Consider the following 23,775-nt stretch of genomic DNA (forward strand, 5'->3'; position numbering starts at 1 on the left):
GCTATTTCCTCAAACGACTGGCGTTACCAACCACCAACAGTGAACTCACCGACATCCCAATAGCGGCCTGCCACGGAGCGACCAATCCCAGGGCCGCGATCGGCAGGGCGATAAGATTGTAAAGCAGCGCCCAGGCCAGGTTTTGACGAATAATTTTCTGGGTGCGCCGCGCGACACCGATCGCGTGGGCGATCACTTGCAGGTCGTTGGTGAACAGCAGCACATCGGCTTGGGTCTTGGTTAAATCGGTTGCCTCCAACATAGCAATAGACAACGAGGCACCGGCTAGGAAGGGTGCATCGTTTAAGCCGTCACCGACCACTGCCAGAGAGTTGGCGGCACGCTGTTCGACCCAGGCTAACTTCTCGCCGGGTGTACAACCAGCAAGAAACTGGCCGTTGAGTCCGGCCGTGCGCAATCTGGCCTCGGCTAGGGGGTTGGCATCTCCGGTCAAGACATGGCTGCGGATCTGTAATCCCGTCAGCGTATCAAATAGCGGCGCTACCGTGCTGCGCAGTCGGTCTGTCAGGGTTAGGGTGGCCATTAGCTGGTCATTACAAGTCAGGTAGAGACGAGTCCCCTCGGTCTGTATCGCTTCGTCTTGGTGGGTGAAGGCTGCCGAACCCAAGCGCCATAAACCCAGTTCAGATTGCCCCTGGATGCCCGCGCCCGGAACCGTTTCGACCGCCTCAATGACCAGAGCCGATGCACTGAACTCTGCAGTTAAGGGTTTTAAGGCGTTGGCCATAGCATGTTCGCTGTACTGTTCTAACGCGCCACAGATGTATTTTAATCGCGCCTCGGAAAATGCCCAACGATCGGCATTGGGATCGCGATTAAAGTCGCTGAGCTCAAATCGGCCTTCAGTTAAGGTCCCGGTTTTATCGAATGCCACCTCAGTCAATTGCGCCAGGCGTTCCAACACATAACCTCGGGTTATCACAAAGCCTTGGCGCTTGAGCTGTGCCATGGATTGCGCCAGTGCCGTTGGGGTTGCTAAGCTGAGCGCACAGGGACAGGTGACCACTAGCACACTGATTACCACCCAGAAGGCCCGATCTGGATCGAGCCACAGCCATACCAGGCCAATCAGCAGCGAAACCAAAAGAGTCGACAGGATAAACTGGCGTGAACCCCGGTCGGCCAGCTCGGCGATGCGTGGCTTTTCAGCGCTGGCGCGATCGACCAATTGTTGCAGGAAATTAACGGCGCTGCCGGTGGTCATATGCTGCACCTGGATATCAACCGACTGCAGTTGGTTGATGGTTCCCGCCAGAACCGGATCGCCGAGTTGTTTCGCACGACCTCTGAATTCACCGCTGAAACTGGATTCGTCAAATTCACTTTGGCCGCGCACCACCGTGCCATCACAGGGGCTGGTTTCGCCGGCTAAGAGCCGAATGATCTGGCCATCAATTAGGTCGCGAATCGATGTTTCACGCACCGTGCCGCCCTCTACTAGGCTGCAGGTTGCTGGCAGAACTCGGACCAGGGTATTGCCCTGCGCATTGGAGAGGGTGCGAGCGCGAAATTCCAAAAATCGACTCAGAACGAGGAAAAAGGTAAACATATTGACCGATTCATAGAACACCTCACCCTGGCCGGTAACAGTGGCCCAAACACTGGCCAGAAATGCACTTAAGATCGCGATACTGACGCTGACGTCCATGGACAATTGACGGTTCTTAAGGGCATGGCCGGCCGCGGTAAAAAAGGGCCAGGCGGAAATAAGGATCACCGGCAAGGTCAGCAGCAAGCTGGTCCACCACAGCCAGCGTTCATGACTGTCACTGATATCGCCCGAATAAAGCGCGACGGCATTCATCATCGCTTGCATCATACCGATTCCGGCAACTCCAAGACGCAGAATAAATTGCCGCTGGGTGCGCGCTCGGGCCAGTTCGGCCGCATCGGGCAGATAGGGTGCTGCGCGATAGCCGATCAATAACAGACTTTTGAAAATATCGGAGAGTTTGACGTCGCCAGGCTGCCACTCAATCGATAAACGATGGGTCGCGGCATTCATCGCGACGTAGCTAACCCCCGCCAATTGTTGCAGGCGCTTTTCGATCAACCAAGTGCAGGCTGAACAGCTGATGCCTTCAATTAAAAAGATCGCCGTCTTGCGCCCATCGCTCGCCCGAGTAGTGAATTCATTCTGAACATCATCACGATCATAGACTAATAAGGCCTGTTGTTGTTTGTCGCTCAGGGCGGTGTCGACGGGCTGTTGGTCGGGTTGGTGAAAGCGATAATATTCGCCTAAGCCGCTCGCGACTATCATTTGAGCCGCGGCGCGGCATCCCAGACAACAGAAAAAGCGAGCGTCGCCTAGCACATTGAGTTCAAAGGCTTCGTCCGGATTGACCAAGCCACAATGGAAGCAGTTTGTAGAGCTCATTGTTGCTTGGGCAGTAAAATCATCGAGGCGGACGCGGGGGGGACTATGCCCGAGCCGTGCAGTCGCCAATTGACGCTTTCACCGATCGGTTGAATTTGCAGTTGGCGCTTGCCGATAACCGGTTTGGTCAGGCGCCCTTGGTACTGGCCCAAACCTTGATGCTGTAACAGCACTGAAACATCGCCAGCCTTGGCCGTTGGAAAGATAAATAATAGCCTGAGGGCCTCCGGTAAGGGGGTCAAATCGCCACTGAGCGTCACCAGCAGTTTATCATCGATCCAGAGTAGATCCGCGCGCAAATTCTGCGCTCGGGCCAGTGCATCTTCGTCTTTACGGACAAAGATGCCCTTGCCGTCCTTGTAGTAGTTATCCACCACTACGCCATCATTGGTTTTGATCGCCAGATAAAGCATGGTGAAGCCAAGCACAAAGACAACCAGCAGCGGCGAGACAATAAACCATAACCAAAATTGTTTATACCAAGGACCTTCTAGTTCTGACACAGCTTACTCCGAGTTAGAAATTGGCAGGGCCAAAGAATCGACTTTCTTCGGTCGTTGCCAGTTTGGGATCTTCTTCACCGGTGATGGAGAAGTATATCTTGCTGGTAGGCAGCCTATTTAGGTCTGCTGGCAACACCAGTAGGGTGGGCACCGTCACGGCATCCCCGCCGGGCACTTGGACCCGCTGCGATGAACGAAAAGCTAAACCCGATAAGCCGTCAACACTGATCACAAAGGTTTGGGGCTGTTCCGTCATATTGGCGATCTTCAACAAATAACTGTTTTGAATCAGACCGTCCGAGGTCATCTTGTGCAGCGCCCCACGATCTCGGATGATATCCAGCTCAATCGGCACCCGGGCGATTAGGACCAAGGCAAAAGCAATGGTCATCAACACCAGGGCCGCAGCATAGGCCAGTAGGCGGGGCCGCATGAGGCTCGACTGAATGCCCTCGAGTTTGTTTTCCGTGGTATAGCGCACCAGGCCAGTGTCGTAGCCCATTTTCTCCATCACACTGTCGCACGCGTCCACACAGGCGGCACAGCCAATGCACTCGTACTGCAGCCCATCCCGTATATCGATCCCAGTCGGACACACCTGGACGCATAAGTCGCAGTCGATGCAATCGCCCAAGCCCAGTTTGGCCGGGTCGTCATTACGCCGCCGTGCGCCGCGTGACTCGCCGCGCGCCGCGTCATAGCTGACAATCAAAGTGTCGCGGTCGAACATCACCGATTGAAACCGGGCATAAGGGCACATATAGATGCACACCTGTTCGCGCAACCAACCGGCATTGCCATAGGTAGCCAGCGTGAAAAAGGCGATCCAAAATATGACCCAGCCACCGGCAGACAGTTGAGCCAGATCCGCCAAGAGTTCTTTGATCGGGACAAAATAGCCCACGAAGGTGATCGCCGTCGCCAGCGCTACCAGGACCCAGAGTAGGTGTTTGGCGGCCTTACGTAGAATTTTGAGACCGCTCAGACCCTGTCGGTCTAACTTGATGCGCGCGTTACGCTTACCTTCGGTTTTCTCCTCGATAAACAAAAATACCCAGGTAAAAACGCTCTGCGGGCAGGTGTAGCCGCAGAATACGCGACCGGCAAAAACGGTAATAAAAAATAGCGCGAAAGCGGAGATGATGAGCGCCCAAGACAAAAGGATAAAGTCTTGTGGCCAGAAGGTGACGCCGAAAATATGGAATTGACGTTGCGGTAAGTCAAATAGCACCGCCTGACGATCCCCCCAGCTCAACCAGAGGGTGCCAAAGTAGGCGGCAAATAAAAACATGCCGCCAAAGAATCTTAGATTGCGAAAATAACCCCGGATGCGCCTGATGTAAATCTTGGCCGCGGATTGATATAAGTCGGTCATGATGATTTCGGATGGTTCTTGAGACGTTTTGTGTTCAGACATGAAGAGACCACTGGACCGCGAAAATCATACACAAGCGCCAGTCTAAAGGCGCTTGTGGACAACGAGAAGGGAGGCCAGGCCTCCCATACACTTTAATTACTCAGGCTGTAAACATAACCCGCTAATAAGTGGACCTTTTGCTCACCCAATATATCTATCCAGGCTGGCATGTTACCGGCTCGACCGTTGGTCAGGGTGGTCACGACATCGCGTCGCAGATCCTGATCAGGTAGATCGTAGAGCCAAATATTGTCGGTCAGGTTAGGAGCTCCGATCAGCGTCGAGCCGGTCCCATCCTGACCGTGGCAAGCACTGCACATCTGCGCAAAAATAACCTGGCCTTGCGCCGCTTGCGCGTCGTTGTGCTCATTGCCAGATAGTTCTAACACGTATTCGGTAACCGCCGCAATTCCCGTGGTACCTAGGGTATCTTTCCAGGCGGGCATTTGACCGCGTCGACCCTGGATCAGCGTTGTTTCAATATTGTCGCCGCTGCCGCCGTAGAGCCAGTCAGCGTCGGCCAAGTTCGGGAAACCATAGTAGCCTTGGGCGTTTTGGCCATGGCAAATGGCGCAGTTAATCATAAAGAGTTGCTGACCCATGCGCAGGGCCTGATCATTAGTCTGCAACTCCTCAACGGGCACACTCGCATAGCGCGCAAAAAACTCGCCATACTTGGTATCGTGTTGGCTCGTCTCTGCCTCGAGTTGGCCGGCCGAGGTCCAATTGAGCAAGCCGTTCCAATTGCCGATTGGATACAGCACCATATAGCCGAGGCCAAATACGATGGTGAGCCAAAACAAATTGAGCCACCACTTGGGCATTGGGTTATTGAGTTCTTCAATGCCATCAAAGCTGTGGCCGGTGGTCTCTTCAGGATCGGTACCGCCGGGCATTCTGCGAGTAAAGAAAAGCAATGCCATCAAGCCCAGAATCATAATGCCGGTCAGACCGAAGATGTAGGCATTCCAAAAAGTACTCATTCCTGTTCTCCCTTGATACGCTCTTGCTCTGCATCCAGTTCATCGGCAAAGGGCAAGTTTGCCGCCTCATCGAAGCGCTGCTTGTTTTTACCGCTGTAAGCCCAAAAACACACTGCGCCGAAGGCCACCGTGGTGAACACCGTAGCAAGCGCACGTAAGTCGTTAATATCCATAGTTATCGTCCGGTAATGACGGTGCCAAGCTGCTGCAGGTAGGCAACCAAGGCGTCGATTTCCTTAACTCCCTCGGTCTGCTGTGCGGCGGTGGCGATGTCTTCAGTACTATAGGGCACGCCAAGACGTTGCAGTGCGCGCAGCTTGTTGGGTGTTTTGGCGCTCTTGACACGATCTTCAAATAACCAGTTGAAGCGCGGCATATTCGACTCTGGCACTACCGAGCGCGGGTCGAACAGATGCGCCTTGTGCCACTCATCGCTATAGCGTCCGCCAACCCGAGCCAGATCGGGTCCGGTGCGTTTGGAACCCCACTGGAAAGTATGGTTATAGATCAGCTCGCCCGCTTGAGTGAACTCGCCATAGCGTTCAACCTCGGCACGTAAGGGTCGAATCATCTGCGAGTGGCAGTTATGACAGCCCTCGCGGATATAAATATCACGCCCTTCCAGCTGCACCGGCGTCAAGGGTACTAGACCCGCAACGGGTTCGGTTGTGTCCTTGAGAAAAAATAGTGGCACGATTTCAACCAAGCCACCGAAGCTGATCGCGATAGCGATGAAAACAGCCATAAGACCAACATTTTTTTCTACTTTTTCATGTTTCATGATCGGTATCTCTCCCTTATGCGGCGGTTTGTGACGCATCAGCGCTACGAATGGTCTTCCATACGTTGACAGCCATTAAGATCATGCCTGATAGGAAGATCAGACCCCCAATGAGTCGCACCACATAGCCCATCCAGCTTTGTTCAACACCCTGCACGAAGCTATAGGCCAGCGTGCCATCGGCATTAATGGCGCGCCACATTAGGCCTTGCATAATGCCATTGACCCACATCGAGGCGATGTAGAGGACGGTGCCTACCGTGGCGAGCCAAAAGTGAACGTTTATCCAATTCACGCTGTACATCTGCTCTTTGTTCCACAACTTGGGAATGGTGTGGTACATCGCGCCGATGGTGATCATGGCAACCCAGCCGAGGGCGCCGGAATGAACATGGCCAATGGTCCAGTCGGTATAGTGAGACAGGGCGTTGACGGTTTTGATCGCCATCATCGGACCTTCAAAGGTCGACATACCATAGAAGGATAGGGAGACCACCAAAAAGCGCAGAATTGGATCGGTGCGTAACTTATACCAAGCACCAGAGAGCGTCATCATGCCATTGATCATGCCGCCCCAACTCGGGGCCAACAGAATCAAGGACATCGCCATGCCCAAATTTTGAGCCCAATCCGGTAAAGCTGAATAATGCAGGTGGTGGCCGCCGGCCCACATATAGACCGAAATCAGGGCCCAAAAGTGCACGATCGACAAGCGATAGGAATAGACCGGGCGCTCGGCCTGCTTCGGGACATAGTAGTACATCATGCCCAAGAAGCCGGCGGTCAAGAAAAACCCGACGGCGTTATGGCCATACCACCACTGCACCATGGCGTCGGTCGTCCCGGCATAGGCCGAATAGGCATGGGTCATACTGGTGGGCATGGCCGCACTGTTGACGATATGGAGCACCGCCACGGTAATAATAAAAGCAAGAAAGAACCAGTTGGCAACATAAATATGCGGCATCTTACGATTCATAATGGTGCCGACGAAAACGGCCAAATAGGACAACCAAACCACGGTGATCAGAATGTCGATGGGCCAAATTAATTCGGCATACTCCTTACCGGCGGTGAGGCCCAAAGGTAAGGTAATTACTGCGGCAACTATCACCGCCTGCCAACCCCAGAAGGTAAAGCTCGCCAATTGACCAAAGGCCAAACGTGCCTGGGTGGTTCGTTGCACTACATAATAGGAAGTTGCGAACAGGGCGCAGCCACCAAAGGCAAATATGACCGCATTGGTGTGCAATGGGCGTAAACGACCAAAATGGAAGTAGGGCCCAAAGTTCAGTTCAGGAAAGGCCATTTGAGCCGCAATAATGACACCCAGCAGCATGCCAACCACGCCCCAGACAATAGTCATAATGGAGAATTGTTTAACGACCTTGTAATTGTAAGTTTCGGCAGATTGCGAGGTTTGAAGTGCATTACTCATCTATGCGGTTCCAATCGTTATTGGTAGGGGGTAGGCGGTTTGCGCGCAAGTATGATGCCAGCATCTGCCTAATGCAATTGACCTGAATCAATATTTACCTAAGTGCATTTGATACGAGAAGGGGTTTTAGATAGATCTGCTCAGGGCCGCTGCGAAACTAGAATTTTGGCACTATTGTCCTCATCAAAAAGTAGGATGATTACGGAGTATAAGCTGGATTTTTTCATCACGGGCGGGTTCTTTGCAGACGAATTTGATCGACGTGTTGACCTCGCTGGATTAAGGACTGTGCGCGTGCATCGAGCGAAATGCCGTCGCGCTTATAATATAGGTGTACGGCCATATTGTTGGCACAATAGCCCTTATAGGTGATCAACGAATCGTTATCTGCAGTCGAAATAAGCAGAGCTTGGGTAATGCCGTCCCGCGCCCTAACTGTGACCGGTTGCAGATTGCCGAGAATGAATTCGAAGCCGAAAATGATCGACACCTCGGTCCGTTTTAACCAGCGCACCAGGCCCAACGCTCCGCTGGCGTCAAATTCTGGGTAATGCATAACCACATCACCGACCGACACCAACCCCATCTCGTCCTGCAAAGCCGTAATCTTAACGCACGCGCCGATTTTACTTCTGTTAATGGTATGGCTGTTGATTAGCCTAGAGGGCGATGCTTGAGGCGATCGAAGATAGCGGTAGATAGTGTTCAGGCCCAGGGCCGTGCGCGCTGCCATCAAACAGGGCGCGCGATCGTAGCGTCGACTAGAGGCCTGCTGCCAGGCAATAAGCGCCTTTTTTAACGCCATAAAGGCATCGATGTTATCGCACTGCAGCGGAAATCCGATCTGCTGGGCGCTAGACCCAGTGCGCAGCTGCGTCATATTCTGTCGAGCTTGGTCCATCAGTCCTGAGGGGTCCAATACTCGAACACTCCGGCTATTGGCCAGGGCCTGAATCTCTTTCGACGATTGAGCTCCGAGCGGCGACGCCAAATCGATGTAAAAATTATGACTGTAAAAGGCTCGGTTTTCCTGTCGATCGAGCTGGCCGCGGTATGACCACTTGCGCAAATAACCCTCCAGTAAGCGTTGTTCTTCATCGTTTAGATGCTCCGGCTGGGCCGCTTGAAATAGTAAGGCCTGCTTGTAGCGACTCGCAATATCGCGGTGATCGGGTTTGTTGCTTTGAAAATCGGTTAATAGATGGGACTCAGCAAATTGGTAGAGACGGTTTAACTCAGCCCATAAACAACCCGGATGGCTGCGATATTGAGCACTAAAGTCTTGCAGCTGCTCCGCCAATGACGAGACGGTCCAATAGACAATATTGGCCAGCTCCTCTTTTGAATGGGGCGCCGCGTCACGCAACAGCAGTTTTGCCGCAAAGGCAAACTCGCGATTGAGATCGGGCAAGTCGCGCCGCTGCCTGAGATCCAAGGCGACTTCGGTGCATCGCACCTGGCGGATAAACACTAAAAAGTGGTTAATTAAGCCTTCGGTAAGGCTTAGGCGGACATCACCATTGAGAGCTGCGCGGTTTAGCTTGTGTAGCGTTGCTAGGATTTTATCGAATTGATCGGCAAAGTCAGTCGGGTTGAGTATCTGATTGACCAATACATCGCGGCATAGGGCAATCGCATCCTTATTAATGTAGAGGTTCTGCTTGGGTAGGGTAAGGTGCAATGCGGCGATACTCATGGGTCACTCCTCCAGAGTCGACTTGCTGGCTAATACTTTAGCGTTTTTTTAAAATGCTGCTGGAGTTAAAGTATTAGATGCAAACTGAGTCACAGTTCGAACGCTGTACCCCTTGATCTTAGGCCTGGTAAGGTATTTGGACGGTTCTTTTTTACGTCTTAACTGACGATCCGGCGCTGGTGCAAAGCCTTACCAGGTCGACTCCAGACGCTGGACCGGGCAAAGCATAGAAATTGCAGCGAATTTTGGTATGCTTATCGACACGAAATGAGATGCAAACAAGGGTAACTATGCAACAGTGTCTGAAAGCCTGGGTGTTTGGCAAGGTCCAGGGTGTTGGTTATCGGCTTTTTTGCAAACGCAAGGCGAAAGAGTTGGGTTTGCAAGGCTATGCCCTGAACCTACCCGATGGCCGCGTCGAGGTATTGATTTGTGGCGAGGAGGTGCAATTGCAGGAGATGATTGCCGCCCTGTATATTGGGCCGACCTTTGCCCAGGTCTTGGGTGTGGACGTCGAATCGTCTGAGCCGCAACGCTTGACCGGCTTTATGACCGGTGGCTGATTGGGTCGCCGATCTAGTCACTCAAACGCCAATAGTTACGCCAATAGGTGAGTACCCGTTTCGGATACCAGGTTTGCCCGCGACTGCCGTTATAGCGTGCCAGGGCGCGAACTAGACTGCCGTCTTCGATGCGCAAGTAATGCGCCAAGATAGTCGTGCCGTAGCGCAGGTTGGTGGCGGTATCCATTAGATTGTCATTTTCGCGGCCAATTTCTTGTTTCCAGAACGGCATGATTTGCATCATCCCGCGTGCACCCGCGTAGGAAATAGCATAGGGATCAAAGGCGCTCTCAACCTGAATCAGCGCCAAAACCAGACCGGGCTCGAGTCCCACCCGCACCGCTTCCTGGTGAATTTGAGTCAATAAAATTAACCGTTGTTGGGCATCCGGCAGCCACCTGCTCAGCGGCTCGGACATGCTGGCGAGCCAGACTTGGCCAATATAGGGGTCTGCAAATGAGTTTGGCTGGTTCAGTGCGCTGCGCAGGGCGGCAGCCAACTCGTTGTCGACGGCATCCGCCCGGGCGAGGTTTGCGGTTAAGGCGAGCGCAAGGCTGCCTAGCAGTGCGATAAATTTAGAAAATATAGCCATTAGACGCATTTTTAATCAAATCAATCAATTATATAGTAACAGATGTGAGGGTTTGGGCACGGACAGGTTATTTCTTGCGACGTTTACTTGTACACTGCTCCCCTTTTTGCGAATTGACTACTTGGATCGGGAAAAACCATGCGAAGCCTGTATTGTGGAGAGCTGAATAGCTCTCATATTGATCAAACCGTGACCGTTTCTGGTTGGGTTCATCGTCGTCGTGATCATGGCGGCGTAATTTTCCTTGATATGCGCGATCGTGAGGGCATATTACAGGTGGTTTTTGACCCGGATGCTGAGGCCAGTTTTGCCACCGCCGATAAAGTGCGCAGCGAATATGTGGTTGAAATAACTGGCCTGGTGCGCGCCCGGCCAGAGGGTACCAGCAATAAAAACATGGGTACCGGCGAAATTGAAATGCTTGGCCGTAGCATTAGCGTATTAAACAAGGCCCAGACGCCGCCGTTTCCGCTCGATGGTTATTCGGATGTGGGCGAAGACGTCCGCCTCAAGTTCCGGTATATGGACTTACGCCGTCCGGAAATGCAGCAAAAGCTGATACTGCGCGCGCGCATCACCTCGGCCATTCGTCGGTCCTTGGAAGATCAGGGCTTTATTGACATCGAGACCCCCATCCTGAACCGAGCAACGCCCGAAGGCGCGCGCGATTATTTGGTGCCCTCGCGGACCCATGCCGGCTCGTTTTTCTCCTTACCGCAATCGCCGCAACTCTTTAAGCAGTTGTTGATGGTAGCCGGTTTTGACCGTTATTATCAAATTGCGAAATGTTTTCGCGATGAAGATTTGCGCGCCGATCGACAACCGGAATTTACCCAGATAGATCTTGAAACGTCCTTTATGGACGAAGAAGGCATCATGGGCATTACCGAAACCATGATCCGCGAACTGTTTAAGAAAGTTCTCGATGTTGAATTTGACGACTTTCCGAGAATGGCTTTCGCCGAAGCCATGGAGCGTTACGGCAGTGATAAGCCCGATCTGCGTATCCCCCTGGAGCTGGTTACGGTCAGTGATCTGATGGCAGGTGTTGAGTTTAAGGTATTTTCCGGCCCGGCGATCGACCCCCAAGGCCGTGTTGCCGCCTTGAAAGTTCCCGGTGGTAATAGCCTGACGCGCAAACAAATCGATGATTACACCAAGTTTGTCGGTATCTATGGTGCCAAGGGCTTGGCCTATATCAAGGTTAATGATCTCACGGATCTGGAAGAGGGCCTGCAATCACCGATTGTGAAATTCTTACCAATAGAAGTGCGCAAAGCCTTATTAGAACGGCTCGACGCCCAGAACGGTGATCTGATCTTTTTTGGTGCCGATAAAGCCAAGATCGTCAACGATGCCTTGGGTGCTTTGCGCTGCAAGATCGGCGCCGATCTGGATCTCTACACCAAGGCTTGGGCACCGCTTTGGGTGGTCGACTTCCCAATGTTTGAGCTAAATGGCGACGTGCGCCTGAATGCCTTGCACCATCCCTTTACCATGCCGTCCTGTACCATTGAGGAACTCAAGGCCAATCCGGAGGCCGCGTTGTCGCGCGCTTACGACATGGTCCTTAATGGCATGGAGCTCGGCGGTGGATCTATTCGTATCCACAATGAAGAAATGCAGAATGCTGTTTTTGATGTTTTGAAAATGGACAAGGAAGAGCAAGAAGACAAGTTCGGATTTCTTCTGGCAGCTTTGCGCTTCGGTGCGCCACCGCATGGCGGTTTGGCGTTCGGTTTGGACCGCCTGGTCATGTTGATGACTGGATCGGACTCTATTCGAGAGGTTATTGCCTTCCCGAAAACCCAAACTGCGGCCTGTGTTATGACTCGTGCGCCGAGTCAGGTCGAGCCGGAGCAGCTCAAGGAATTGCATATACGCGTTCGTAAAGCCGCTTCGGACACCTAGGTGGAGCCGAAGGGCTGCTGAAATAGATGATAAAAGGAGCCTTAGCGCTCCTTTTTGCTTAGTATTTCAGGCAACATAACCGACCGCTGACCTCCAGCGGCGCAATGGCAATAGACCCCTTACCAACAGGATAGATCCTTGACGCTTATATTGGGAATAGATCCGGGCTCGCGCAAGACCGGCTTTGGCATTATTAATCAGGTCGGTGGCAAAACCGAATATGTCACCAGTGGCGTGATTCGAGTCCATAAAGAACCTAATATGCCGGCACGCTTGGATCTTATTTTTTCCAGTTTGGTGGGGATTATCACCGAATATGGCCCGCACTGTATGGCGATTGAGGAAATCTTTATGGGTCGAGGGCCGGATTCAGCGTTAAAGTTGGGTCAGGCGCGAGGCGTTGCCATGGTGGCGGGCACCCAGTCCAAGCTGGAAATATTTGAATATGCCGCTCGCAAGGTAAAGCAAGCCGTGGTTGGTAATGGCAATGCCGACAAGGATCAGGTGGCCTACATGGTGCAATCGATCTTGAAGTTGCCCGGCTTGCCTCAGGAGGACGCGGCGGATGCGCTGGCGGTGGCCTTGTGCCACAACTATGTCCATACCGGATTGATTAACATAGCCGGCGCTACGCGCACTCGGCGAGGACGGATTGTCTAATGGAACTGCTCTATGGGATTGAACTCTTTGGCATCGTGGTGTTTGCCATGGCCGGGGCAATCGAGGCCTCTCGCTGTCGCTTTGATCTGTTTGGGGTGCTGGTTCTCGCCTTTGTCTCCGCGCTGGGCGGCGGCACCCTGCGCGACCTGTTGCTGGATGTTTCACCGCTCGCCTGGATCGGTGATTTAACTCTGGCCTATGTTGCCCTGGTGGCAGGTGTGGCAACCTTTGTGCTAATCAAATTTGTCCGGGTACCCTTTCGAGCCCTGCTCTACGCCGACGCGATCGGCCTGGCTGCCTTTACCGTCAGTGGCACCCAAGCGGCTATTGAGTTGGCCATGCCCGGCCTTATCGCTGTTATGATGGGCATGGCCTCCGGGATCGTCGGCGGTATAGTGCGCGATATCCTAGCCAACGAAATCCCTTTGATTTTTCGCCGGGATGTCTACGCCACAGCCGCCTTGGTTGGGGCTGTTTGGGTATATTGCAGTCAGCTGTTTAACTTTCATGTGGAGCTGTCGATCCTAATCGGCTTTGGTCTGATCTGTGTGATACGCTTCGCAGCGATCCGCTGGCACCTATCGTTGCCGGCATTTATGAATACCACTTCTTATCGTAAAGAAAACCACCAAGGTGACTTATGATTGGCCGAATACAGGGTTTGTTGATAGAGAATAAGGCGCCAGATCTGCTGATTGATGTTCAGGGTGTCGGTTATGAACTGCAGGCGCCCTTATCGACGGCATTCGCGCTGCCGGGCTTGGGTGACTCGGTCACCTTGCACACCCACATGGTAGTGCGCGAAGACGCTCAACTCTTATACGGTTTTGCCACCCGGGGCGAACGCACCCTGTTTCGCACCCTGATAAAGATTAATGGCGTTGGTCCCAAGTTGGCGTTGGCCATCCTTAGTGGCATGGAAACCTCGCGTTTTGTACAACTCATCCACGATCAGGATCCCGGTGCCTTGGTAAAAATACCCGGGGTTGGTAAAAAAACCGCCGAACGCCTGATTGTTGAAATGAAAGATAAGTTAAATGCCTTGGGCAGCGCGGGCAGCCTATTGATCACGCCGCTGGAGGCCCACGCCAACAGTTTCGCGCTGCTCAATGCCCAGCAAGATGCTGAAAGCGCCCTTATTGCGCTCGGTTATAAGCCCGCCCAGGCAGCTAAGGCCGTCACGACGGTATCCACCGACGGCATGACATCGGAAGCTATTATTCGTGCCGCCCTGAAGGCCCTATAGAGGTAGTTATGATCGAAACAGATCGGTTTGTTAGCCCGGTGACGGAGTCCACGCGCGAAGTTCATTATGATCGTGCCATTCGGCCGGCCACGCTGAAAGACTACGTCGGGCAGGTTGCGGTACGTGAAAAAATGGAGATTTTCATCGGTGCTGCGCGTAACCGTAATGAACCCCTCGATCACACACTCATCTTCGGGCCTCCGGGTTTGGGCAAGACCACCCTCGCGAATATTATCGCTAACGAGATGGGCGTGAATATCAAAACCACCTCCGGACCGGTACTAGAGCGCGCCGGTGACTTGGCCGCCATGCTGACCAATCTGGAAGAGGGCGATGTGTTGTTTATCGATGAAATACATCGCCTCGCCGCCAATATCGAAGAGATCCTCTATCCAGCGATGGAAGACTACCAGTTGGATATCATGATTGGCGAAGGCCCGTCGGCGCGCAGTATTAAGCTTGACCTGCCGCCCTTCACGCTAGTCGGTGCGACCACTCGGGCCGGCTTGCTGACCTCGCCCTTGCGCGATCGCTTTGGCATAGTTGAACGCTTGGAGTTCTACACTATCGGCGAACTGGCCACCATCGTTGCCCGCTCGGCCACCAAACTGGGTATCGAGGTTGACGATCTCGGTGCCACCGAAATTGCTCGTCGATCGCGCGGTACCCCGCGCATAGCCAATCGCTTACTGCGTCGGGTGCGCGACTTTGCCGAGATGAAATACGATGGCAAGGTCAGTTTGGAGGTTGCCGATGGCGCCCTGAACCTGTTACATGTCGATAAGGCTGGCTTTGATCCGCTCGACCGCAAAGTGCTGCTGATCTTGATCGAGCGCTTTGGCGGCGGTCCCGCCGGCATTGAGAATATTGCCGCGGCCTTGAGTGAAGAGCGCGATACGCTGGAAGATGTGGTAGAGCCGTATCTGATTCAGCAGGGGTATCTGGTTCGGACCCCGCGGGGACGGATGGTCACGGACCTAGCCTATTTGCATTTTGAATTACCGGTACCGACGCTAGGCCGATCGACCTAGCCAAGCTCGTTGGATGTTGGTTTAGGCCAATTTGACCGGGAGAAGGGTGATAAATGCGAAAAATGTTTGAAAAATACCCGTCACGGCGCTTAAGTAGCTGGAATTCAAAGGCGTTATTCTCTAGCCTGTCGGATCAATATTAATTTAGCCTGTCAAACTAATGAAACAACAAGGAATATTCTGTGGGTGAACAGCTTTCATACTGGCAACTGATCGTCGATGCATCAATTATTGTCAAACTGGTGATGCTCGTTTTGTTGGGCCTGTCGACTCTGACCTGGGTGTTTATCTTTGAGCGCCGCAGTGTAATCAATGATTCCTTCAAAAAATTTGCCGCCTTCGAAGAGCGGTTTTGGTCGGGCATTGATTTGGCCCACCTATATCGCCAGGTGAATGCCAATCCGGAAGCCAATAACGGCGGTGAAGCAATATTTCGCGCCGGTTTCAAGGAATTCTCCCGTTCGCGCCAGCAACAGGTAACCGATGCAGACGGTATTATGGCTGGGTGCCAGCGCTCGATGCGGGTTGCTGTGAGCAAGGAAGCCGAACATCTGGACTCACACCTGTCCTTCTTAGCGACCGTCGGTTCTACCAGTCCTTATATCGGCTTGTTCGGTACCGTGTGGGGTATTATGAATTCGTTTCTCGGCTTGGCGACCGTCACCCAGGTATCGCTTGCCACCGTGGCACCCGGCATTGCCGAAGCGCTGATCGCAACGGCTATGGGTCTGTTTGCCGCGATACCGGCGGTGATCGCCTATAATCGTTACTCGGCTCGCGCCGAGAAGATGTTGACCAATCTCGACACCTTCGCAGAAGAATTTTCGGCTATCCTTCATCGTCAAGCCCATATGCTGGCGCACCAGCAACGTAAACAGGAAACGCCATGAAGCTGCGGTCCAAACGCAAGCCGGTCGCCGACATGAATGTGGTGCCCTATATCGATGTCATGCTAGTACTGTTGATTATCTTTATGGTGACCGCGCCTATGCTGGTGCAGGGCGTCAGTGTCGATATCCCCAAGGTGGATTCAGCGCCGATTACCGTGGACGAACGTAAGCAGCATCTGATCATAGCCCTGACCAAAGAAGGCCAGGCGTTAATTGAGCGCGGCGACGAAGAGCCGGCTCAGGTCGATGACCAAGGTATTGCGACCTACGTTGGCGGTATTTTGTCGGCCGATCCTGGCCTGCAAGTTTTATTGCGTGCCGACAGAACAGTGCCCTACGGGCGGATTATGGAGGTCATGTCCAGTCTTCAGGCTGCCGGTATGGATTCAGTCGGTCTAATTACTGAGGCGCCCGATGAGCTCTAGAGCGAATTATCGCCTAGTGGGTAAGGACTTTAGCTTGCCATTGGTGGGCGCCATAGTGGTCCATATCATAGCCCTGGCTCTGCTGATCGGTTCGTGGAGTGTTTCTCATCACAAGTCATCCGAATTTGAAATGCCCCGAAACATCGTCGCCAAGGTGGTCACGCTTGAGCAGGTTAAACCGACCGTAAAACCGCAAGTCGCGGTTAAGCCGAAACCTAAGCCAAAGGTCGTCACGCCTAAACCCAAACCCAAACCTAAACCCAAACCTAAGCCGAAAGTCGTTACGCCAAAGCCTGCGCCGGTGGTAAGTGAGCCGAAGGTGGAGGTGCCGGTTGAGAAGGCGGTAAATATTGCTAAGCCGGCTGTTGTCGCCGCGCCTATTACGCCGACCCCTGAGCCCCCAGCGGTTGAAGAAAAGGTCGTGCCGGTTGCCCCGAAACCAATAGAGAAGCTCGATTCCACCGAGGATCTGTTTGATGAAATGCTGGCTTCCTTGGCGGCCGAAGAAGAGCAAATTAACCAGCAAAAGGATCAGCTTGAACAGGAATTAGCCCGAAGAATTGCCATCGAAGCGCAGGTGGGCGACTATGTTCTGGTCATTACTCAGCAGATAGAAGAAAAGTGGTCGCGTCCAGCAGAGCTGCGGCTAATGGACCTAGCCGATATCCAGGCGGTGGTCGCGGTGGAAATCTTGCCGACTGGTGAGCTGCAAAGTGCCTCGATCCTGCAAGCAAGCGGCAACGCCAACTATGATCAATCGGTACTTCGGGCCATTGAGAAGGTGCGCCGCTTTCAGGTTCCGGCAGATCCAGAGGTATTCGAAAAGGGCGGTTTTCGCCGCCTGAACATCATCTTTAGACCAGAGGATTTAATGAAACCATGAATATGGCCAGACTAACGCAACGACTCTTCTTGGTGGCTTTTTTCTTGCTGCCAACTGTGGTTCTGGCGGATCTTGATATTGTCGTGACTAAGGGTTACGACTCGAAAACCAAAATGGCCATCGTACCTTTCTTCTGGGGTGAGGCGACTGTTTTGCCCGAGAAGATTGATGCCATCATGACCAATAATATGGTCCGAACGGGTCGGTTCGACGTCCTGCCATCCGAGTCGATGTTAAGCCAACCGTCCACCGAGGAGGGTGTGTTCTTTCGTGATTGGCAGTTGTTGGGTCAGGAATACCTGGTTATCGGCCATTTAAAGCCTTTCGCCGATAATAAGATTGAAGCCAAAGTCGCCCTCTATGATGTGGTTAAGAATCGTCGTGTCGTGCAGGTGACCCAGATCGTGGGTCAGTATCAGCTGCGTGAGTTTGCGCATTCCCTGTCTGATTTGTTTTATGAGCGCATTACCGGAGTGCGTGGGATCTTTTCAACCCGAGTGGCCTTTGTTACCCGCAAGGCCTTGGCCGATGACCGCTATGACTTCCGCTTACAGGTCGCCGATGCCGACGGTCAGCGGGCTCGAACAGTATATAAATCCGGAGAACCGATTATTTCGGTGGCCTGGTCGCACGATGGCCAAAAAATCGCCTTCGCGAATAAGATTGGTGATCGCTGGAAGATTATTATTCAGGACCTGAAAAGCGGCAAGGTGAACTCGATATCGGATGCGCGCGGCTATACCAGTTCGCCGGCATTTTCTACCGACGGCCGCTATCTGGCCTATGTTTCGAGCAATAAGAACAGTCCAGAAATCTATATATATGATTTCCAAACCGGTAAATCCGAGCGCCTGACGCGGAATACCTATATAGACACCGAGCCCAGTTTTTCACCGGATTCAAAATATTTGGTCTTTACCTCTGAGAAAGGTGGTAAACCGCAAATATATCGCTATGATCTTGCGGCGAAACGATCAGAGCGATTAACGTTCGAGGGCGACCAGAATTTCCGGGCGCGCTATAGTACCGATGGCAAGTATTTGGTGTTTGTGCACCTTAATGAGGGGCGCTTTCACATAGCCTCGATGGATATGGCTAGTCGGGATATTCGGGTCCTAACGGAAACAGATCTTGACGAATCACCCTCCATTGCGCCGAATGGGACTATGCTTGTTTATGCAACCCAAAGAGGAGGTCAAGGCGTATTGGCTTGGGTCTCACTCGACGGACAGGTCACCAACCAAATGAAATCAGATTTTGGCGATGTGCTCGAACCGGCTTGGTCGCCCTACTTGAACTGAAGATAAATGCAGTTCACGCTAGACACCATGGCCGGACATAGAATAGAGTAAGAGAAATAACTTTTAACCTTATAGAAGGGATAGGAATATGGCTAGATCCAAACTGCTCACAGCTGCTGCATTATCATCTGCAATTGTACTTGCGTCTTGTGCGGGCAAAACTGTCAGCGATGATACCTCCGCAACATCAACGGCCACATCGCCGGAATCAACAACCACAGTTGAAACGTTGGTTTTAGAAACTGACGATGATGTCGCGTTAAATCTAGAGATAGAGCAGGTTGAACCCGATACTCTGATCGAAGAAAGTGACGAGATGAATATGGATTTGGTTGGCGATCTAGTCTTTTTCGACTACGACAAGGCCGACATTCGAGCTGAATTCCGCGAGATGTTAAATACTCGTGCAGCCTATTTGGTTGCCAATCCGAACATAGAAGTTGTTCTTGAAGGTCATGCCGACGAGCGCGGTACCCGCGAGTACAACCTGGCCTTGGGCGAGCGTCGTGCTAAGCAAGTTGCGACCTACTTACAAGTCAAGGGCGTCTCTGCCGGTCAGATCGACGTTGTTAGCTACGGTGAAGAAATGCCGTTGGCGCTGGGTAAGTCAGAATCTGACTATGCACAGAATCGTCGAGTGAAATTTAAATAACCACATAAAGACCTAATTCTATGATTCAGAAGTCTTTTATAGGTGCTGCCCTCCTGGGCGGCATTTTTGCGTTTACTGCGCCACAATTGTTTGCTGAAGTGCCGGTAGTGCGCTCCCAGGCCGATCATGTGGCGTCTTCCGCCAACGTCGTGCCCCTCTCTCGTGAGGCCAGTGCGCCGGCAGCGGACCCGGCTCTGATTGAATCGCTCGTGTTTCAACTGCAGAACATCGAAACCTTGGTGTCTGAGCAACGCGGCATTATCGAAGAGTTAAGCTATCAAGTTCAGGTTATGCAGCAGGAACAAAAAGAACGTTATATCGACCTGGATAAGCGCATTCAGCTCCTGCAGACCCAGGCCAAGACTGTCGTTGCAGCCCCGGTAAAGGCGCTGCCCGCGAGTAAGGCACCTGCTTTGACCGATGAGGCCATTCTGGCCGAGTACAACGCCGCTACGGCCCTGATGCAAGAGCGCAAGTTCGATCAATCCATTGCCCAGTTGGCGGTCTTTGCCAAGCAACATCCCGATCATCCCTTGACGCCGAACGCGTGGTACTGGATTGGTGAAATTTATTTGGTCCAACGCAATGCCATCGAAGCCGAATCGGCCTTTAAACGCATTATCGCCGACTATACTGGCCACGATAAGGTGCCGGATTCGCTCTATAAGTTGGGTGTGATTGCTCAGCAGGGCGCAGATCCAGCTGCCGCTCAAACCTATTTTGAGCGCGTGTTGACTGAATTCCCGAACACCCAAAGTGCCAAGTTAGCCAAGGCGCGTCTGGAAAGTAATTAATTTAGCATTGCCTGCCAGTCAGGCCAATGCCCCTAAAGGAAAGCCCAATGGCCCAAAAGGCAGTGGTATTGCTCAGTGGCGGCCTCGATTCAACGACGGTATTAGCCCAGGCACAGATGGATGGCTATGAGGTCTACGCCCTAAGCTTCGATTATGGCCAACGTCACGATTCGGAGCTCGATGCCGCCCGGATCGTCGCTCAGCGCGCCGGTGTAGTCGAACATAAGGTGGTGCCGATGAGTCTGCGCAGTATTGGTGGTTCGGCCCTAACCGATATGGCGATGGACGTGCCCGAAGTGGCGTCCGAAGGTATTCCCGTTACCTATGTACCCGCGCGAAATACCGTGTTTCTGTCCATCGCCCTGGGGTGGGCCGAGGTGATCGATGCAGACGCGATCTTTATCGGTGTCAGTGCGGTCGACTATTCGGGTTACCCAGATTGCCGACCGGAATATATAGCGGCCTTCGAGAAAATGGCCAATTTGGCCACCAAGCGCGGGGTCGAGGGTCGGCCGGTGCGGATTCTGACCCCCTTGATCGATCTGACTAAAGCAGACACCGTTCGTCTGGGTGTGCGCCTTGGGGTCGATTACGCGGCGACGGTTTCCTGTTACCAGGCCAACAGTTTGGGCGAAGCCTGTGGGCTATGCGATTCTTGTCGATTGCGAATAAAAGGTTTTGCCGAAGCCGGCGTGGCGGATTCAACGCGCTATGTGGGTTAGAGCAGCCTGTTAATTCTATATTGCACAATATTTTGGCGCTTTCCCTAGAAAAAACAATAACTTGGGGCATATTTATTGAATTAGGGGTTGCGCCAACACAAAATATCCATATTATATGCGCCTCCTTAGGGTCGTTAGCTCAGTTGGTAGAGCAGTTGGCTTTTAACCAATTGGTCGTGCGTTCGAGTCGCACACGACCCACCATTTTTTCGAAGGTGGGACGGGAAGAAAGGCAGTAAGGGTAACAGGGTTACCAAGCAAGTTTGGGTCGTTAGCTCAGTTGGTAGAGCAGTTGGCTTTTAACCAATTGGTCGTGCGTTCGAGTCGCACACGACCCACCAATTCCAAAAAAGGAGAGCAAACGCTCTCCTTTTTTTATTTCTATGTCATTTGGGTTTGCCGACTTGATATAGCATCCCCTCAGCGCAATAATCTACCTATCTTCAATTCATCTGAATACAACGGGTTAAACCATCATGACCGGAAAAGTCAGCCTAGCAGACCTGAAAATAGATTTTGAACTCCCCGTCGCGCAGCGCGTGAGTCCGTTGAGTCAGGCTGACGTGGTGCGTCACCAAGATGAGATCATTGCCCTATTGCACGACAACGACGCCTCTATGGTCGCACACTACTATTGCGACCCGTTGGTGCAGGCCCTGGCCGAGAAGTCGGGCGGCTACATCGGTGACTCGCTTGAGATGGCCCGCTACGGCCGGGATGTGAATTCCAGTACAATCTTGGTGGCCGGCGTGAAGTTCATGGGTGAAACGGCAAAGATCTTGAGTCCAGACAAGAGGGTCCTTATGCCGACCCTCGAGGCGACCTGCTCACTCGATCTGGGCTGCCCGGCTGACGAATTCACGCGTTTTTGTGATCAGCATCCAGAGCGTACCGTGGTCGTCTACGCCAATACCTCTGCCGCGGTGAAAGCGCGTGCCGATTGGGTGGTGACCTCGAGCATTGCCTTGGCGGTGGTGGAGTATCTTGACCGGCGGGGTGAGAAAATCCTTTGGGCACCCGATCAGCATTTGGGCGCCTACGTCCAAAAGCAAACGGGAGCCGATATGCTGCTGTGGAACGGCAGCTGTATCGTTCATGAAGAATTTAGAGCGCAAGGGTTATTGGATATGAAAGCCCTGTACCCCGATGCAGCGGTGTTGGTGCACCCGGAATCGCCCGCGGCAGTGATCGCTCTGGCCGATGCCGTGGGCTCAACGACGGCGTTGATAGAAGCCTCTGCGACCTTGCCAAACCAACAGTTTATTGTGGCTACCGATCGCGGTATTTTTTATCGCATGCAGCAGCGCTCACCGACCAAGTCCTTTATTGAGGCGCCAACCGGCGGTCAGGGGGCCCAATGTAAGAGTTGCGCCCATTGTCCTTGGATGGCGATGAATGATTTGGAGCGGATTAAAAAAGAACTGATCCAACCGGCCAATGAAGTTCTAGTGCCTGATCATCTTATCAGCAAGGCGGTGCTGCCATTGCAGCGGATGCTCGATTTCGCCGATCAACGGAAGCGCCTATAGCGCTCGCTGTAGTCTTTTAAGAGGGTTTTTAAGCGAGCGATTTGATTGGTGTCGTTATTGCCAGCGAGTCGATTGCTTAAGAGGGTCAGGGCCTGGGTTTCCTGGCCCGACTGCCATAACCAACGCGCCTGCCACTCCACGGCCGAGCCTAGGCTGCATTGAGTAGATACCTGCTGTAAGAGTTCCAATACATCGAGCGTGGCGTAGCTGTTTTCAATAGCCGTTGCGAACGCGGTAACGGTGCTGCAGAGCGCGGTGTCCTTGAGCCGCCGCATGACTTTGAGCTGTTCAAAATGAGCCGGCAAAAATCCTCTATATTGCGCCGTAAGCCGCGTGATGTCAGTCAGGTAGCGTCGGTCATCGGGCCGTTGCTGCTGCTGAGTTTTGTACCAGGCCAAGATCAGGTTGGGGTCGGTGATTTCGTCGGCTAGCTCGGTCCAGTCTGCCAATGGGTTGGTGAGGGACGGGTCAGCCCGCTGCAACAGGTTGAATCGAACGACATCGTAGGCGCTGATGCTGCTGGGCTCAACGGGGCTCGTGGTCTGGTTGGCGAGGCGTGACGCGCGCGTCGAACCGAGCGGGTGGCTGCTCAGGAACTCGTAGGCGTCGGTGGTAAAGGACGTCTGCTCCAGTTTTTGAAAAAACGCCCGCCCGCCATTACTGTCGTAACCGGCTCCAGCCAATAGGCTCTGGGCCAGTTGGTCGGCCTCCAGTTCCATTGTCTGGCTGAAATTTAATTGATTCTGACTGGTTACAGCGAAGGTGCTGAAGAGTGCGGCATTGGCCGCCTCAGGGTTTTCTTGGGCGAGTAAGATGGTGAGTAGAATGCCGCTGGCAATGACCCAACCCTGCTGACTTTGGTTACTGCTCAGTCGGCTAAAATGGTCTAGCGTTATATGTGACATCTCGTGCGCCAAGACCGACAGAAACTCACTTTCGGTGCTAGCAAATTGCCAAAGGCCTCGGTTTAGACCAATGATGTTGCCCGGGATGGCAAAGGCATTGATCGAGTCTGCGCGCATAATGAGCGGCGTTATCTGGCTAGTGGGCCTGGGATTGACTAAATTCAGTTGTAAGATCTTCTGACTCAGCCAGTAGGTGGCCCAATAGTCGTTGGTCAGTGCCCGTTGCTTGTTTAGGCTCCGAATGGCCAGGTCGCTGAAATCTTGGCTCATAGGGTTGGTCCAATCTATCGACCGATCGCCCAGTTCGGCGGAGCCCGAGCCCGATGCCGTGAGGCATAAGATGAACATAGATTGTCTAAATATCTTTAACATAAACAGACACTGCTGGCTTAAATGGATATGAGTGGTCATCATATAGGGTTAGAACGGTCTAGTTTCCATTAACTTGTAAT

24 protein-coding genes and 2 tRNA genes are annotated in these 23,775 nt (G+C 52.9%); 16 read left to right on the forward strand and 10 right to left on the reverse strand.

Annotated elements, in window-relative coordinates; genetic code table 11:
* Window position 1: 1 nt before the first annotated feature.
* From REIFOR_RS05050 to REIFOR_RS05085, 8 genes are all read right to left on the reverse strand, one after another.
* Complete coding sequence (locus REIFOR_RS05050; RefSeq protein WP_100256526.1) at window positions 2–2,401, reverse strand: heavy metal translocating P-type ATPase; 2,400 nt, start codon at window positions 2,399–2,401, stop codon at window positions 2–4.
* Window positions 2,398–2,904 (reverse strand): FixH family protein, encoded by a 507-nt coding sequence (locus REIFOR_RS05055; RefSeq protein ID WP_100256527.1) that lies wholly within the window; start codon window positions 2,902–2,904, stop codon window positions 2,398–2,400. The genes REIFOR_RS05050 and REIFOR_RS05055 overlap by 4 nt, the downstream gene beginning before the upstream one ends.
* A 13-nt stretch (window positions 2,905–2,917) precedes the next feature.
* Complete coding sequence (gene ccoG / locus REIFOR_RS05060) at window positions 2,918–4,321, reverse strand: cytochrome c oxidase accessory protein CcoG (protein ID WP_100256528.1); 1,404 nt, start codon at window positions 4,319–4,321, stop codon at window positions 2,918–2,920.
* 92 nt (window positions 4,322–4,413) lie between these two features.
* A complete protein-coding gene (ccoP, locus tag REIFOR_RS05065) occupies window positions 4,414–5,304 on the reverse strand; it encodes a cytochrome-c oxidase, cbb3-type subunit III (protein WP_100256529.1) in 891 nt (296 codons plus the stop codon).
* Window positions 5,301–5,477, reverse strand: a complete 177-nt coding sequence (locus REIFOR_RS05070; RefSeq protein ID WP_100256530.1) for a cbb3-type cytochrome oxidase subunit 3 — start codon at window positions 5,475–5,477, stop codon at window positions 5,301–5,303. The genes ccoP and REIFOR_RS05070 overlap by 4 nt, the downstream gene beginning before the upstream one ends.
* 2 nt (window positions 5,478–5,479) lie before the next feature.
* On the reverse strand, window positions 5,480–6,085 hold the full coding sequence (gene ccoO / locus REIFOR_RS05075) for a cytochrome-c oxidase, cbb3-type subunit II (protein ID WP_100256531.1): 606 nt from the start codon (window positions 6,083–6,085) through the stop codon (window positions 5,480–5,482).
* Between the two features lie 16 nt (window positions 6,086–6,101).
* Window positions 6,102–7,523, reverse strand: coding sequence for a cytochrome-c oxidase, cbb3-type subunit I (gene ccoN, locus REIFOR_RS05080; protein WP_100256532.1), 1,422 nt, complete (start codon window positions 7,521–7,523; stop codon window positions 6,102–6,104).
* A 226-nt stretch (window positions 7,524–7,749) separates the two neighbouring features.
* On the reverse strand, window positions 7,750–9,219 hold the full coding sequence (locus tag REIFOR_RS05085) for a hypothetical protein (protein ID WP_100256533.1): 1,470 nt from the start codon (window positions 9,217–9,219) through the stop codon (window positions 7,750–7,752).
* A gap of 272 nt (window positions 9,220–9,491) precedes the next feature.
* Here REIFOR_RS05085 and REIFOR_RS05090 point away from each other — a divergent pair, with 272 nt between their 5' ends.
* On the forward strand, window positions 9,492–9,782 hold the full coding sequence (locus REIFOR_RS05090; protein ID WP_227003765.1) for an acylphosphatase: 291 nt from the start codon (window positions 9,492–9,494) through the stop codon (window positions 9,780–9,782).
* A gap of 13 nt (window positions 9,783–9,795) precedes the next feature.
* Here REIFOR_RS05090 and REIFOR_RS05095 read toward each other — a convergent pair whose 3' ends face one another.
* Window positions 9,796–10,374, reverse strand: a complete 579-nt coding sequence (locus REIFOR_RS05095; protein WP_100258702.1) for a lytic transglycosylase domain-containing protein — start codon at window positions 10,372–10,374, stop codon at window positions 9,796–9,798.
* Window positions 10,375–10,512: 138 nt separating this feature from the next.
* On the opposite strand from REIFOR_RS05095, the gene aspS reads away from it, so the two are divergent.
* The 15 genes from aspS (at window position 10,513) to nadA (ending at window position 22,418) form a co-directional block, all read left to right on the forward strand.
* Complete coding sequence (gene aspS / locus REIFOR_RS05100; protein WP_100256535.1) at window positions 10,513–12,285, forward strand: aspartate--tRNA ligase; 1,773 nt, start codon at window positions 10,513–10,515, stop codon at window positions 12,283–12,285.
* A gap of 138 nt (window positions 12,286–12,423) precedes the next feature.
* On the forward strand, window positions 12,424–12,945 hold the full coding sequence (gene ruvC / locus REIFOR_RS05105; RefSeq protein WP_100256536.1) for a crossover junction endodeoxyribonuclease RuvC: 522 nt from the start codon (window positions 12,424–12,426) through the stop codon (window positions 12,943–12,945).
* A complete protein-coding gene (locus REIFOR_RS05110) occupies window positions 12,945–13,589 on the forward strand; it encodes a trimeric intracellular cation channel family protein (protein ID WP_100256537.1) in 645 nt (214 codons plus the stop codon). The genes ruvC and REIFOR_RS05110 overlap by 1 nt, the downstream gene beginning before the upstream one ends.
* A complete protein-coding gene (gene ruvA / locus REIFOR_RS05115) occupies window positions 13,586–14,191 on the forward strand; it encodes a Holliday junction branch migration protein RuvA (protein WP_100256538.1) in 606 nt (201 codons plus the stop codon). Before REIFOR_RS05110 ends, ruvA begins: the two co-directional genes overlap by 4 nt.
* Before the next feature lie 8 nt (window positions 14,192–14,199).
* The gene (gene ruvB / locus REIFOR_RS05120; protein WP_100256539.1) at window positions 14,200–15,222 is read left to right on the forward strand and encodes a Holliday junction branch migration DNA helicase RuvB; all 1,023 of its coding nucleotides are present in this window, start codon (window positions 14,200–14,202) and stop codon (window positions 15,220–15,222) included.
* 182 nt (window positions 15,223–15,404) lie between these two features.
* Window positions 15,405–16,112 (forward strand): protein TolQ, encoded by a 708-nt coding sequence (gene tolQ / locus REIFOR_RS05125; protein WP_100256540.1) that lies wholly within the window; start codon window positions 15,405–15,407, stop codon window positions 16,110–16,112.
* Window positions 16,109–16,537: a protein TolR gene (gene tolR / locus REIFOR_RS05130; RefSeq protein ID WP_100256541.1), complete on the forward strand. Its 429-nt coding sequence runs from the start codon at window positions 16,109–16,111 to the stop codon at window positions 16,535–16,537. Before tolQ ends, tolR begins: the two co-directional genes overlap by 4 nt.
* Window positions 16,527–17,420: a TonB family protein gene (locus REIFOR_RS05135; RefSeq protein WP_100256542.1), complete on the forward strand. Its 894-nt coding sequence runs from the start codon at window positions 16,527–16,529 to the stop codon at window positions 17,418–17,420. Before tolR ends, REIFOR_RS05135 begins: the two co-directional genes overlap by 11 nt.
* On the forward strand, window positions 17,417–18,721 hold the full coding sequence (tolB, locus tag REIFOR_RS05140; RefSeq protein WP_100256543.1) for a Tol-Pal system beta propeller repeat protein TolB: 1,305 nt from the start codon (window positions 17,417–17,419) through the stop codon (window positions 18,719–18,721). Before REIFOR_RS05135 ends, tolB begins: the two co-directional genes overlap by 4 nt.
* Window positions 18,722–18,809: 88 nt before the next feature.
* Complete coding sequence (gene pal / locus REIFOR_RS05145) at window positions 18,810–19,373, forward strand: peptidoglycan-associated lipoprotein Pal (RefSeq protein ID WP_100256544.1); 564 nt, start codon at window positions 18,810–18,812, stop codon at window positions 19,371–19,373.
* Window positions 19,374–19,393: 20 nt separating this feature from the next.
* Window positions 19,394–20,167 (forward strand): tol-pal system protein YbgF, encoded by a 774-nt coding sequence (gene ybgF / locus REIFOR_RS05150; protein ID WP_100256545.1) that lies wholly within the window; start codon window positions 19,394–19,396, stop codon window positions 20,165–20,167.
* Window positions 20,168–20,214: 47 nt separating this feature from the next.
* Entirely contained in the window at window positions 20,215–20,889 is a 675-nt protein-coding gene (gene queC, locus REIFOR_RS05155) for a 7-cyano-7-deazaguanine synthase QueC (protein ID WP_100256546.1), read from the forward strand.
* A gap of 128 nt (window positions 20,890–21,017) precedes the next feature.
* A tRNA-Lys gene (locus tag REIFOR_RS05160) sits at window positions 21,018–21,093 on the forward strand.
* Between the two features lie 61 nt (window positions 21,094–21,154).
* Window positions 21,155–21,230, forward strand: a tRNA-Lys gene (locus REIFOR_RS05165).
* 135 nt (window positions 21,231–21,365) lie between these two features.
* Entirely contained in the window at window positions 21,366–22,418 is a 1,053-nt protein-coding gene (gene nadA, locus REIFOR_RS05170; RefSeq protein WP_100256547.1) for a quinolinate synthase NadA, read from the forward strand.
* On the opposite strand, the gene REIFOR_RS05175 is transcribed toward nadA, so the two are convergent.
* Window positions 22,400–23,671: a M48 family metallopeptidase gene (locus REIFOR_RS05175; RefSeq protein ID WP_158524294.1), complete on the reverse strand. Its 1,272-nt coding sequence runs from the start codon at window positions 23,669–23,671 to the stop codon at window positions 22,400–22,402. The genes nadA and REIFOR_RS05175 overlap by 19 nt on opposite strands.
* Between the last annotated feature and the right edge of the window lie 104 nt (window positions 23,672–23,775).

The sequence above is a fragment of the Reinekea forsetii genome (assembly GCF_002795845.1).
In the GTDB taxonomy this organism is placed as follows: domain Bacteria; phylum Pseudomonadota; class Gammaproteobacteria; order Pseudomonadales; family Natronospirillaceae; genus Reinekea; species Reinekea forsetii.

Coding starts and splice junctions, on each gene's coding strand:
- pal (WP_100256544.1), top strand. CDS start 18,810: ATGGCTAGATCCAAACTGCTCACAGCTGCTGCATTATCATCTGCAATT.
- ccoO (WP_100256531.1), bottom strand. CDS start 6,085: ATGAAACATGAAAAAGTAGAAAAAAATGTTGGTCTTATGGCTGTTTTC.
- ruvA (WP_100256538.1), top strand. CDS start 13,586: ATGATTGGCCGAATACAGGGTTTGTTGATAGAGAATAAGGCGCCAGAT.
- aspS (WP_100256535.1), top strand. CDS start 10,513: ATGCGAAGCCTGTATTGTGGAGAGCTGAATAGCTCTCATATTGATCAA.
- REIFOR_RS05090 (WP_227003765.1), top strand. CDS start 9,492: ATGCAAACAAGGGTAACTATGCAACAGTGTCTGAAAGCCTGGGTGTTT.
- REIFOR_RS05095 (WP_100258702.1), bottom strand. CDS start 10,374: ATGGCTATATTTTCTAAATTTATCGCACTGCTAGGCAGCCTTGCGCTC.
- REIFOR_RS05175 (WP_158524294.1), bottom strand. CDS start 23,671: ATGTTCATCTTATGCCTCACGGCATCGGGCTCGGGCTCCGCCGAACTG.
- ccoG (WP_100256528.1), bottom strand. CDS start 4,321: ATGTCTGAACACAAAACGTCTCAAGAACCATCCGAAATCATCATGACC.
- ybgF (WP_100256545.1), top strand. CDS start 19,394: ATGATTCAGAAGTCTTTTATAGGTGCTGCCCTCCTGGGCGGCATTTTT.
- ccoP (WP_100256529.1), bottom strand. CDS start 5,304: ATGAGTACTTTTTGGAATGCCTACATCTTCGGTCTGACCGGCATTATG.
- nadA (WP_100256547.1), top strand. CDS start 21,366: ATGACCGGAAAAGTCAGCCTAGCAGACCTGAAAATAGATTTTGAACTC.
- tolR (WP_100256541.1), top strand. CDS start 16,109: ATGAAGCTGCGGTCCAAACGCAAGCCGGTCGCCGACATGAATGTGGTG.
- REIFOR_RS05070 (WP_100256530.1), bottom strand. CDS start 5,477: ATGGATATTAACGACTTACGTGCGCTTGCTACGGTGTTCACCACGGTG.
- REIFOR_RS05110 (WP_100256537.1), top strand. CDS start 12,945: ATGGAACTGCTCTATGGGATTGAACTCTTTGGCATCGTGGTGTTTGCC.
- REIFOR_RS05085 (WP_100256533.1), bottom strand. CDS start 9,219: ATGAGTATCGCCGCATTGCACCTTACCCTACCCAAGCAGAACCTCTAC.
- ruvB (WP_100256539.1), top strand. CDS start 14,200: ATGATCGAAACAGATCGGTTTGTTAGCCCGGTGACGGAGTCCACGCGC.
- tolB (WP_100256543.1), top strand. CDS start 17,417: ATGAATATGGCCAGACTAACGCAACGACTCTTCTTGGTGGCTTTTTTC.
- queC (WP_100256546.1), top strand. CDS start 20,215: ATGGCCCAAAAGGCAGTGGTATTGCTCAGTGGCGGCCTCGATTCAACG.
- REIFOR_RS05050 (WP_100256526.1), bottom strand. CDS start 2,401: ATGAGCTCTACAAACTGCTTCCATTGTGGCTTGGTCAATCCGGACGAA.
- ccoN (WP_100256532.1), bottom strand. CDS start 7,523: ATGAGTAATGCACTTCAAACCTCGCAATCTGCCGAAACTTACAATTAC.
- REIFOR_RS05135 (WP_100256542.1), top strand. CDS start 16,527: ATGAGCTCTAGAGCGAATTATCGCCTAGTGGGTAAGGACTTTAGCTTG.